Genomic DNA, 11,581 nt, shown 5'->3' with positions numbered 1-11,581 from the left:
TCACTCGGAGACGAGGAGTTCGACCATGCCGCGCACGGCTGCGGGCAGCAGTGATGTGTCGTCGCCAAAGAGGGGTGGCATGAACACTTCGGAGACAGCCTTCATGTCGATCGCCCGCGGAACGATCTCCGGTCTGTCGCGCTCGAGCGGATGGATGAGTTCAAGGCCGACCGAACTGGCCGCCTGGTCCAACCGCACGCAGTGGTTGGGGCCTGACGAAAATGTTCGCGAAAGCACGAGGATGGCAACCTTGCCGAGCCCGATCGCCTCGGAGGCTGTGATCGGGCCGGCGGGCGCACTGAACCCGACCGGTAGCCCGGCGTGATCGAGGACTATGCCACCGTCGTGTTCGGCACCGACCATGTGCGACACGAAGTCGGTGCGCTCGACGTACTCCGACACCCGCGCGACATAGACGCGAATCCCTCCTGGGAGGCCACCGGCGCGTCCGTCGAAGCGATCGGCCAGCAGACGGCGGGCCTCTTCGGGGCGCAGCACTCCGTGGCTATTGGCGAGCCCGAGAAGCAGGGTGACCCACGTGGCCCAGTCAGCGAGGTGGGTAAGGGTCTTCGTTGTCACCGGTTCCCCGGTGGCGATCAGTCGGATCGCTTCTGAACGTCGATGGAGTGCACTCGTCGCCTGGTTGTGGGTTTGGCAGAGAGTCGTGCGGTAGCGAGCGAGGTCGTCGTGGTCAGGGTCGAGACCGAACCTCTTCCAGAGAGTCTGCGGGATGATGTGCTCGACCGTGAGTTCGTCGGTAGTTCCGCAGATCAGACACCCCTCGTCAACATTCAACGTCCCGCTCGTCTCGCTCGGTTCTCCGGGTGGACGGCTGCGGCGGCAACCTGCTGAAGCTCGTGTACAGCGAGGAGGTATCCCTTCCGGCCATCGCGTCGAACGATGCCACGCCAGATCGGCTCGTAGGCACCGAGCATCCTCCGGTAGGCACCCAGGAGCGGCTCGTGGGAGTTGCCGCGGTCCTTTTTATCGGAGAAGACGTCGGAGAGTTCCTGCCACTTACCGTCGGCGATGAGGGACCGCGCATAACCGAGAAGCCGACTCTCGAAGTCGTCGTTCAGGTCGAACCCGGAGAACGAGAGCATCGTCGCGATGTCCTTGGGGATCGGCTCGGTCGCGGCCTCGATGCTGTGCTTCATGACGCGGAACATGTCGAGGATGTCCATTACCAGCCCGCAGTCGCGCCGGGAGAGCTCGGGCTCCATTCCGTGGAACTCGGTGTCGTACTCGATCGTCCAGCCCTCTTCGAGCGCCTCGGCTCGGTCGAGCTGGTACTTCGTGTCCCCATCGTGTCCGAGACGCTCGTCTTCCGTCTGGTCCTCGACGAGGCGCGCGAGGATTCGATGCAGCAATGCCAACTGCCTGCGGTCCACGGCGCTGAGGCTCTCCGGTACGACAGAGCGTCGCGGTGACTCTCGGTCATCGCGGTCGAAGAGGCCATCGATCGCCGACCGAAGAAGCTCGCTAACGCTGACTCCCCGCCCATCGGCCATTGACTGAAGTTGGTCCCGGGTCGGGTCGTCAATCCTGAGCGTGATCGTCGCCATTATTCACCTACGTAGTGCGTATGGTGATGCGTATTACGTCATACGCTACCACCTTGACCGGCTGTGATGACTCCAGTCGCTCCCGGGGTGTCGGACCCCTAGCGGTCATTCATTGCGACAGCCGGCCGCTTGCTCCCAGGAGCTGAACTAGGAGGTTCGCCATCCTCGCCGTCACGTAGTCGAGGGCTTTTGTAGGCACCTCGTGCTTACCCACTTCGGAGTGGCGAATCCTGAAGCTATTGCCGAGGCTCGTCATCGAGCGCATCTCCGCCTCGATGACCTCCCGCCATGCTCGGTCCGCGATGTGGCTGAGAAGCACGGTGACGCTTCGCTTCTTGTCCGCCGGATCATCGATCGTCTTGAGCCGCTCAAACGCGTCCCACAACTTCTCGACAGCGGTCTCGCGTTCCTCCGGCCGGCGCGACAGGTAGCCTCTTCTCCCCGCCTCGATCAGGTTGTCGAGGGTGGCGTCGCCCGTGGAGGGACGAAGGTCATCGAGGGCATGCTGTGTTTCCGGAGCCCCTCGGCGTTCGATACGGAGGCTCGGTGCTAACTCAAACACCGTGCCCGCGCGGGCAAAGAGACGGTTTACATCTTCCCTGAATCGGCGCTGACCCTCGGCCTGATCGAACGACAACTCGTGATGGCGAAAGTAGTCGTGGAAGTGGCCCTGCGATGGGTAGGCGATGTGCGCGGCGACGTACTCCACAAGATCAAACACCGTGTCCTGGTCTCTCGAGGTTGCCCATCCAGGCCAATCGATTCCGGGGATGAGGGCGTTGATCTCGTCGCCCAGTGCCCGATGGTCCGTTCCGGCGACTCCGTACCCGTCGGGGCACTGGTCCCCGAACTCGCCAGCAAGCCAGTGATTGTCGATCCGACGACGGACGAGTGACTCCAGTCCCTGGAGGGTCTCGTCTGGCACGGACTCCTTGACCCGTGGCGCAGGTCCATGAATCCGGTCCGAGTGGAAGGAGAAGCTCGACATGCTGCCATTCTCCCAACCGCATCAGGGGGTTGCTTACACCGGCTGGAAAACGAACCCGCCGCGCCCGTGTTGTCGGACCTCTACGGCAGACTGGCTCACTGTGACTGAAGCAACCAGTGAGACGGTCGGGCCGCAGGCGACGTACGAGTTGAACTTCGACTTGGACGGATCGTCGTTTGCGGTGCGCGAGAACGTCGTCGACATCTTGGAGCGCGAGCTGCTCGGCCCGATCAACGGGCCGGAGGAGTTGCTTCCGTTCAGCCCGAGGTCGCAGTACCTCGTCGGCCACATCGCCCCGGTGAAGCTGACGGGTGCGAAGTCGTCGGCTCTCGGTGACGACGACACAGCGCAGGATCTCGTCGAGGTGCGCACGGACGACGACGGTCTTTCTGAGGGCCGTGGGGTTCCGGCGTACGCCGCTGATGACACCGAGGCGGACTCTGATGATGACGACGCAGAGGACCGGGCACCCAAGCAGGGCCTGATGATTCCGGCGTCGATGGGGCTTCGGTTCCAGGTGCCCATGGACCTGGACTCGTTCGATGTGGCGGCGTCGTGGGGCATCTACGAGTCCGTTGAGACCGACAAGGTGTCGAAGGCCGGTCGACCGATCCGCCACTTCCAGCGGAATCCGGTCGAAGAGCGTCGCACGATCCGTCTCGCCAACCTGGTGCCCGGGCAGACTGCCTCGATTGCGCTGCGTGACGATGCATGTCTTCGGGTCGACCGGTACGACGACCCGACGTTTGGGCGGGTGCTGGTGGAGATCGCGTTGTGCAACGACCGCGAGACGCCGATGCCGATCCCATTGAGCATGTGGATGTTCCAGACCAAGCTCCTGGTCGACGCCGGCGGCGCCGAGGTCTTCCTGCCGGTGCGTGACGTGTTGGAGCAGGACTGGCCCGAGCACGACGAGGAGGTTAAGCGCCTCAACCTCCAGTACCGCAACCGTCTGGAGTTCGCGATCGGCCGGACGTGCTCGGTGGACTGGACGGTCAAGGAAGGCTCGCGTCGCGCCACGTCGGTTGAGACGAAGTGGTTGCCGATCGGGGAGACCCCGCAGACGCGTGCCCGGTCGGTCAAGGACGCGTTGCTGTCGATGGACGCGCTCTCCAAGGTCAGCCCCGACGGGCTGCGCGCGGGGTTGGAGCCGCTCGTGACCGGCTACGGCACGTGGCTCGATGAGCAGGAGGCCGAAGCGGCGAGGCTCCCTACCCACTGGCGGGAGACCTCCGAGCTGGTCTTGTGGGAGGCCCGGCAGGCATATGGCCGGCTTGTTGCCGGTCTGGAGCATGTCGCGACCGACCCGGAAGCGCTGCGGTGCTTCCAGTTCATGAACCGCGTGATGCGCGACCAGCGCGTCGCGTCACAGGTAGCTGCTGAGCGAGCATCCGATGCGTCGGTGACCATCGACCAGGCGCAGGCCAAGGTCGCCGAGCGAGGCCACGGCGCGGCTTCGTGGCGCCCGTTCCAGTTGGCGTTCATCCTCATGCAACTCGGTGCACTGACCGATCCGACCGCGCCGCTCCGGAGCGCTGAGCACCAGTCCCGCGTTGAGTTGCTGTTCTTCCCGACCGGTGGCGGCAAGACCGAGGCGTACCTGGGTCTAGCGGCGTACACGTTTGCGATCCGGCGTCGACAGGGCGTCGTGGAGTCGGTCGACGGTCCGCTCGATGGGAGCGACGGCATCGCGGTGTTGATGCGCTACACCCTGCGCCTGCTGACAGCCCAACAGTTCCAGCGTGCCACCACGTTGATGTGCGCTGCCGAGCTTGCCCGCCGCGAGGATGAAGCGATGTGGGGCATCGAGCCCTTCCGCATTGGCCTGTGGGTTGGAACCGATGTGAGCCCGAAGCGGTTCGAGGAAGCGGACGAGCAACTGAAGAAGGCGAACGAATACGGCTCGCACCGGCTGACTGTGCTCCAGATCCAGCGTTGCCCTTGGTGCGGTACGCCGATCACCGCTGCACACGTGAAGGCCGATGCCACGATGCGTCGCGTGTTCGTCCACTGCGGCGACGAGCTGGCCCGCTGCCCGTTCTCCAAGGGCGGAGCGGTCTCCGAGGGACTTCCGGTTCTGACGGTCGACGAGGAGATCTACCGGCTCACGCCGGCGTTCGTGATCGCCACGGTAGACAAGTTCGCACGTCTCGCTCGCGAGGGCGAGGCGGCCGCACTGTTCGGCTACGTAAGCAAGCGGTGTGGTCGCCACGGATACGTTCATGCCGACTATGCCCCCTGCCAGGTCGGTTCCCACCCAGCGAATGGCGGGCAGCCTGCGGCAACGGTGCGCCCGGTGGGTCGTCTCCGCCCGCCGGATCTGATCATCCAGGACGAGTTGCACCTCATCACGGGCGCTCTGGGCACGGCCGTCGGGCTCTTCGAGGTCGCGGTCGAGACGCTGTCGTCGTGGGAGACCCCGGACGGGAAGCCGGTCAAGCCGCTGATCGTCGCCTCGACCGCAACCGTGCGCAACGCCCAGGAGCAAGTGCGAGGACTGTACGGACGCCAAGTCGAAATCTTTCCCCCGCAGGTGCTCGACGTTGCTGACACCTTCTTCTCCCAAGAGGTGCCGATCGACAGGCACAACCCGGGTCGGCGATACATCGGAGTCAGTGCTCAGGGAGTGCGTCTGTCGAGTGCCGAAATCCGTGTGTCCGAGGTGCTGTTGTCATCCGGACAGTTGCTGTTCGATCGTGCCGGTGCTGCAGCCGACCCCTACATGACGCTGGTCGGGTACTTCAATGCCACCCGTGAGCTGGCGGGCATGGCGCGATACATGGCCGACGATGTTGCGAACCGAGTGGGTAACCCGGCCAAGGATTCCGGGTTCCCTCGGCGGTACGGCGCTGCCTTCGGCAACCTCCACACGGCCGAACTGACGTCGCGGATCGCGTCGGCGGAGATCGGTCGGACCTTGGACCGGCTCGGCTTGGAGTTCGACCCAGCCTTCGACTCGACCGAGGCTTTCCAAGCGCGCCTCGCCGCGCGCAAGGCAGACCAGAAGGTCACCTACCGCACCGAGTCGCCTTTCGACGTGGTGCTTGCGACCTCGATGCTCCAAGTGGGTGTCGACGTCCAGCGGCTCGGTCTTATGCTCGTGGTCGGGCAGCCGAAGAATACGGCCGAATACATCCAGGCGTCCTCGCGTGTGGGCCGCGACGCGTCCGACCGTCCCGGCCTGGTGGTGGCGCTAGGCAACTGGGCTCGCCCTCGCGATCTCGCGCATTTCGAGCAATTCCGGCACTACCACGAGACGTTCTACGCCCAGGTTGAAGCGCTGTCGGTGACGCCGTACTCGCCAACGTCCCTTGCCCGCGGCATCGACGGTCTGCTGGTGAGCGTCGCTCGCGTGACCGAGGCAGCCACCGCAGATGGGTTGTCACCCGAGCGCGACGCGTGGCGGATCAAGGACCAACGCTCGATAGTGGACGCACTGTCAGAGCGACTCAAAACGAGGATCGGCGCAGCCGCGCAGAGCGACGATGCAACCAAGCGGGCCAACGACTTGCTCGTGAACCGAATCGATCGGTGGACCGAGCGCGCCAAGCGTGCCGCGGAAATGAGCAAGACCCTGGTCTATGAACGCACAGGCGAAGGCGACAAGTACCTGCCGCTCATCATCAGCCCCGAGAACGCGAAGGCATCCGTGGGCGGGTCGATGGAGGCGCCGTTCATCATTGCGAACTCAATGCGCGAGGTGCAGCCAGAGATCAACCTGCTCGTCAGCCCTATGCCCGAGCGACTGTTCGCGCGCACACCCGCGGGTGTGCCTGCGTGGACGCTGCCGACGGGAGAGGACGACTGATGACCGACCTGTTGCCCGAGTCTGGCGCCGACGAGATGCTGCACGATCACAACGAGGCGCTCGACCCGCTCGCCGACGCCGAGGAAGGCGTGGTCAAGAACCGCGCCAAGGTTGGCTCTGCGCGCCCCTCATCGCTGCTCTACACCTACGGTCCCGGCGCCATCATGGACCTGCCTGGGTTCTCGGTGATGCCCGCCGGCCTCGATGACTGGGAGCCGATCTGGAAGCGACGCCCATTTATCCCGAGCATCATCGAGCCGCGCCTGCTCAATGTCGTACGCCTCCACCTCGGCCCCCAGGTCGACGGATTGCGTCCCTTCCCGTGGCAGCCGAAGAAGGGCGGCATGTCGAAGGAGGGTGACGACCTCGGCATCCCGTCGCGGGTGTTTCCGCAGTGGTTCCGCTGCACCGGCTGCGACTTCCTCGGGCCGCTGCCGCGGTTCAGCTACACCAACACCCACCCGTTCCGGCCCGACCTCGCTCAGTTCACCCACAAGAACTGCCCCGGACGTGGTGGGCAGCGCACAGGCTCGACCGGCCGCAAACGCGAAAGCCCCGCCGTCACAGCACAGCACCTGTTGACCTGCACAAACGGGCACCTCGACGAGTTCCCCTACGCACTGTGGGTCCACCGCGGCGGCAAGTGCCCCAAGGCCGAGCTGCCTGACCTCAAGATGCGTGACGCCAACGTCGGCAAGTCCGTCGGCTCGACCATCCTGTGCGCCTCGTGCGGCGCAACCCGGGGGATGGCCGAGGCCCAGGGCAGGGTCGGTCGCGACAAGCTGCCCCAGAAGTGCCGCGGACGGCACCCGCACCTCAACGCCTTCGACGCCGAGTGCGATGCCCGACCGGCGTTGATCATGATGGGTGCCTCGAACCTCTGGTTCGCCTCCACCCAGTCGATCATCGTCATGCCACGCACCGACGCCGAGGAGAAGGAGGCGCTCGCCGACCAGCTCCGCGTCGAACTCGGCGTCGAGCAGGTCCAGCAGTTCGGTGGCCAAGTCGACGTCATGCGTGCACTGGGGTTGGCCAAGAACATCGACATGAACGGCATCACTGACGACGACATTATCGCGGCCGTGGCCGACGTACTGGCTCCCGCCGACTCCGAAGAGGAACGGCAGGAGAAGCTCGCCGCCTCGCTCGTCCGGGCCGAGCACGTCCAGCGAGACGGACACCGGCCCGCCCGGGCCCTCGATCAGCAGCCGCCGACTGTGCGCGCGGTAGCTGGCCACGACCCGGACGCCGGACAACTGCTGGTAGCGGCCGGCCCGCTGAGCTCGCCGGACGACCTCCGCCCGGGAGCCCTCCGCCGGGTCGGTGTAGGCGGCTACCGCGTGCAGCACGCTCCGCGGGATCCGATACGTCCGGCCCGTCTTGCCGCCCTTGAGGCATGCCGCCGACACGTGCGCCGGCGCGAACCGGGCCGCGCCCGGTGTGGGGATCTCGACGTCGAGGACGCTGGCCCACTCCGCCAACCGCAGGCCCGTCCCGTACAGGCCATCGACGAACGCCGCATCCCGGTCCTCGTTGATGCCGCGCCAGCCAGGGCGGCGCAGCCCATCGAAACCGTAGCCACACAGCCCGATATTGCGCCACTGCTCGAACGCCGACCGCAGCATCCACTTGACCTGCCGGCGCGTCGAGCCAGCGGGCCGCAACGGATCCCGGCCCACCGATTGGCGACGCAGCCCCTCCTCGCGTGGCGGAACGCTGCGTCGCGGGCCCACGCCGGCGGTAGCGACCGGATTGGCCACGCCGTACCGTTGGCCGGCCCACGAATAGAAGCAGTTCAACGCCGACCGGTCCGTGTCGAAGCTCGTCGGCTGCACCCGCCCGGCATTGTCCAGCGACGTCAGCCGCCACTCCTTGAACGCTTCCACGTCACTCGCCGTCGCCTCCACCCACCCGCAGCCGACCACGTGCAGGTAGTCCAGCCACACCACCATGGCGTAGGCATACCGGCGCCACGTTCCTGGGCGGGCCTCGGCCATCGGCCCGGTGCGGAAGAACAGATTGACCCGCGGGTCCGGCCACCCGCCCGGGCCGATCAACACCGGGGTCCCGTGCCGAGCGCCATTGGCCGCAGCGCGGGCATGCACCTCGCCGAACTCCGACAAACACTCAGCGTCAGGCGTGGTCACGGACGCAGTGAAGTCGTAGAACGTCACCGTCCACCCTTCTAACCCAGCAGGCAACAGCTCTCTCCAAGCAGGCATGACCGACAACTTGGAAGAGCCTAGAGAAGGATCAGCGCTCCCGAGATCCCGCACCCCGGCAAACCGGGGGAGTGCTACGGCTACCCGTCGACCCGGCACCTCAAGCAGCGGCTGCCGGCCGGCACCCACGTCACGCTCGTGAGCGACCCGACGCAGGACGACGTCGACACCTACGGCCGGTGGCTGCGCTACGTGCAGGCCTCCGGCCGCGACATCGGAGCCGCCCAGATCCGCGCCGGGGCCGCGGCCGCCCGCGAGAGCTCGACCCCGGTCTCGCGCCACTCGACTTACACGCAGCTCGAAGACGAGGCCCGCGGCCTCTCAGCAGGGATGTGGACGGCATGCGGATGACGACACGCCGGAACTGATGGGGCCGAAGGGGTTTACAACGGTATAGGGGGGCTATACCGTATAGGTAGGCTATACCGACGCGGTGGCCGCATCCGTTAGGCGATGGAGGTCGTCAGATGAGCACCTGTCAGGGATGTGCAGTCGAGGAGCACGGGCCGGGGGAGTGCGCGAACCGGGACCTTCCGATGTGCGCACGGACCTGCACCTGTCGGCACGGGGCGCCGGAGTCCACCTCGGCTCCGTACTGGACAGCAGTGAACGCGGCCGCCACGAGCCCGGAAGGGGCAGGCGCGTGAGGGGCAAGGGGCCGTACCCGTACCCGTGCCCCGACTGCGGGGAGACGGTCAACGCAACCGCGGCCTATCGCGCCCGGCACCGCAACCCGTGCCTAGCCTGCACCCGCATCCGGAACGGGTGGGCGTGCAGTGAGTGCGGCAGCACCGACCCCCGCCACGCCTCACCGTGCACAGCAAACTCTGGTGCCGCCCGGGAAGCAGCGGGCCGATGACCGCCCAGCACCGGCCGGCCGCACGTCGACGCCGCTTCCGGCACGACGAGTACATCGCCGGCGACCTCTTCTCCGGGTTTGGCGGCCTGACCCAGGGCATCGAGCGCGCCGGGTTCACCGCGATCGTCGCGGCCAACCACAACGAGTACAAGGTCAAGGTCCACGAGGCGAACCACCCGCACGTCGAGCACTGGATCGCGGACCTGGTCGACCCGGACTCCAGCGACTACCACTCCGTTCGCGAGCTCCCGCCGGTCGACCTGCTCGCCGCCGGCGTCAGCTGCGTCAACCACTCGCCCGCGAACACGAAGAAGGCCTACGAGCAGGGCCTCTCGCTGTTCGACCTCGAGGACCCCGAGTACGAGGCACGCGTCACCCGCTCCGAGCGTGACCGGGCCACCGCCAACTGCGTCCTGCACTACGCCGCCCAGCACCACCCGCTGTTGATCCTCGTCGAGTGCACGACCGAGCTCTACTCCTGGGGCCAGCTCGTTCCCGGCAAGCGGAAGGTCGGCGACGGGTCGACCTACCGGTGGTGGCTCAAGCAGTTCGACCAGCTGGGCTACAACCACAAGGTCCTCTACCTCAACTCGATGTTCTTCGGCGTCGGCCAGTCCCGGGACCGCGGCTACTGGGTCTTCTGGGATAGGAGGCTCCCCACCCCCGACCTGGATCACCGGCCCGAGTCCTGGTGCGACCACTGCCAGACCATCGTCCAGGCCGTGTGGTCGTGGAAGACCGGCGTCCCGGCCACCGGGTCGGTGCGGTACGGCAAGCAGTACAACTACCGCTGCCCCTCGTGCCACCGCGAGGTCATCCCGCCGGTCACGCCCTCGCTCGACGCGCTCGACCTGTCGAACCTGGGCACCCGGATCGGCGATCGTGACAGGCCGCTCGCGGCCGCGACGATGGCGCGCGCCGAGCGCTGCCGCCAGCGGTTCGCCGAGTTCCCGGCGGTCTTGATGCCGGCGAAGTCGCAGCGCGGCTCGGAGCGGCACCCCTGGCAACCGATGACCACCCAGACCAGTCAGCAGGAGACCGCGGTCCTCTCGACCGGGGCACTGATGGCGGCCGCCGGCAACACGTTCGAGTGGCCCGGCTCGCAGTGCCGCACCCGCGACTTCTCTCAGCCGCTGCCGGCGCAGACCTCAACGAACGGAACCGGCCTGATCACGCCGCCGGTCGCGATGGCGATCGACAACTTCCAGGGCGCCCCGCGCGGGGTCGACGAGCCGCTGCCCACCCAGGGCGGGTCGGAGACCATGGGGCTGCTCTCGGCCGGTGTGATGCCCTACCGCAGGCACACGACGCCCACCTCGCACGTCGAGGCGATGCCGACCGTGACGGCCGACCAGATCCCCGGCCTGCTCACCGCGGCCGGCACGATCAAGAACAACGGGTCGATCCTCGAGGCGAAGTACCGGGCACACCCGGTCTCGGACCCGCTGGGCGCTGTCACCGCTGAGCCGGCCCAGGCGCTGTTGTTCTCGGGCTGGTACAAGCAGAACGGCTCCACCGGCACCGAGACCGCGCCGCACCCGGTCACCGACCCGTTCGGGACGCTCACCTCGCGCGACACCACCGCGATACTGACCGCCGAGTGGCACGAAGTCCTCGAGGACCTCGCCCTCGAGGACTGCTACTTCCGGATGATGTACGACCACGAGATCGGCCGGGGCTGCGGCTTCGACGTCGACTTCGCCGACTACACCGGCACGTTCCAGGTGTGGGGCTCGGCCCGCGACAAGGTCGACGGGTACGGCAACGCCGTCTCGCCACAGGTCGGCTGGTGGATCGGCGGCCGGCTCCGTGCGGTCCTACACGACGAGGAGGTGGCGGCGTGATGAGCGTCCAGAAGCCCTCCACCGCGGACCCGGCCACTCGGTGCCCCGAGGCAGATGCCCGCGCCGCGTGGAGGCGTGAGCAGAAGCCTCTCGGCGCCACCTGCGACTTCCCCGGGTGCGATCGGCACGCCGAGCTCGGCGTACGCATGTGCGACTACCACGTGATGGTCCGGCTGGCCTCGAACGGCTCATGGGTCGACGACAGCCACCCTGATGGGGGGCACGGCTGATGTGTTACCGAGAGACCGCGCACTACGTGGTGCTGTGCGACCGCTGCGGCCTGGCAGCGCCGGAG

General features: G+C 66.8%; 8 protein-coding genes. 5 read left to right on the top strand and 3 right to left on the bottom strand.

Annotated features, from left to right (window positions below; all coding sequences use genetic code 11):
- The 3 genes from NOCA_RS00405 to NOCA_RS00395 all read right to left on the bottom strand — a co-directional run bounded on the left by NOCA_RS00405 (position 1) and on the right by NOCA_RS00395 (position 2,553).
- The gene (locus NOCA_RS00405; RefSeq protein ID WP_011751492.1) at positions 1-795 is read right to left on the bottom strand and encodes a hypothetical protein; all 795 of its coding nucleotides are present in this window, start codon (positions 793-795) and stop codon (positions 1-3) included.
- Positions 792-1,565: a YfbU family protein gene (locus NOCA_RS00400; RefSeq protein WP_011751491.1), complete on the bottom strand. Its 774-nt coding sequence runs from the start codon at positions 1,563-1,565 to the stop codon at positions 792-794. The genes NOCA_RS00405 and NOCA_RS00400 overlap by 4 nt, the downstream gene beginning before the upstream one ends.
- Before the next feature lie 109 nt (positions 1,566-1,674).
- Complete coding sequence (locus NOCA_RS00395) at positions 1,675-2,553, bottom strand: hypothetical protein (protein WP_011751490.1); 879 nt, start codon at positions 2,551-2,553, stop codon at positions 1,675-1,677.
- A 100-nt stretch (positions 2,554-2,653) separates the two neighbouring features.
- Here NOCA_RS00395 and drmA point away from each other — a divergent pair, with 100 nt between their 5' ends.
- From drmA to NOCA_RS00370, 5 genes are all read left to right on the top strand, one after another.
- Positions 2,654-6,361 carry a DISARM system helicase DrmA gene (gene drmA, locus NOCA_RS00390; protein WP_011751489.1) on the top strand — a complete coding sequence of 1,236 codons (3,708 nt, stop codon included), beginning with the start codon at positions 2,654-2,656 and terminating at the stop codon, positions 6,359-6,361.
- Positions 6,361-8,550: a DrmB family protein gene (drmB, locus tag NOCA_RS28085; protein ID WP_337998976.1), complete on the top strand. Its 2,190-nt coding sequence runs from the start codon at positions 6,361-6,363 to the stop codon at positions 8,548-8,550. Before drmA ends, drmB begins: the two co-directional genes overlap by 1 nt.
- Before the next feature lie 63 nt (positions 8,551-8,613).
- On the top strand, positions 8,614-8,934 hold the full coding sequence (locus tag NOCA_RS00380) for a thermonuclease family protein (protein ID WP_083768027.1): 321 nt from the start codon (positions 8,614-8,616) through the stop codon (positions 8,932-8,934).
- Between the two features lie 504 nt (positions 8,935-9,438).
- Entirely contained in the window at positions 9,439-11,286 is a 1,848-nt protein-coding gene (locus NOCA_RS00375) for a DNA cytosine methyltransferase (protein WP_011751487.1), read from the top strand.
- Positions 11,286-11,516: a hypothetical protein gene (locus NOCA_RS00370; protein ID WP_140403946.1), complete on the top strand. Its 231-nt coding sequence runs from the start codon at positions 11,286-11,288 to the stop codon at positions 11,514-11,516. Before NOCA_RS00375 ends, NOCA_RS00370 begins: the two co-directional genes overlap by 1 nt.
- The last annotated feature ends 65 nt before the right edge of the window (positions 11,517-11,581 follow it).

The organism is Nocardioides sp. JS614, from assembly GCF_000015265.1.
In the GTDB taxonomy this organism is placed as follows: Bacteria; Actinomycetota; Actinomycetes; order Propionibacteriales; family Nocardioidaceae; genus Nocardioides.
Note: the sequence above shows the minus strand (reverse complement) of the source record. Positions and strands in the feature narration are given on the sequence as shown.

Excerpts from the sequence above, each read along its gene's own strand:
- drmB (WP_337998976.1), top strand. The coding sequence starts at position 6,361 with ATGACCGACCTGTTGCCCGAGTCTGGCGCCGACGAGATGCTGCACGAT.
- NOCA_RS00400 (WP_011751491.1), bottom strand. The coding sequence starts at position 1,565 with ATGGCGACGATCACGCTCAGGATTGACGACCCGACCCGGGACCAACTT.
- NOCA_RS00370 (WP_140403946.1), top strand. The coding sequence starts at position 11,286 with ATGAGCGTCCAGAAGCCCTCCACCGCGGACCCGGCCACTCGGTGCCCC.
- NOCA_RS00395 (WP_011751490.1), bottom strand. The coding sequence starts at position 2,553 with ATGTCGAGCTTCTCCTTCCACTCGGACCGGATTCATGGACCTGCGCCA.
- NOCA_RS00375 (WP_011751487.1), top strand. The coding sequence starts at position 9,439 with ATGACCGCCCAGCACCGGCCGGCCGCACGTCGACGCCGCTTCCGGCAC.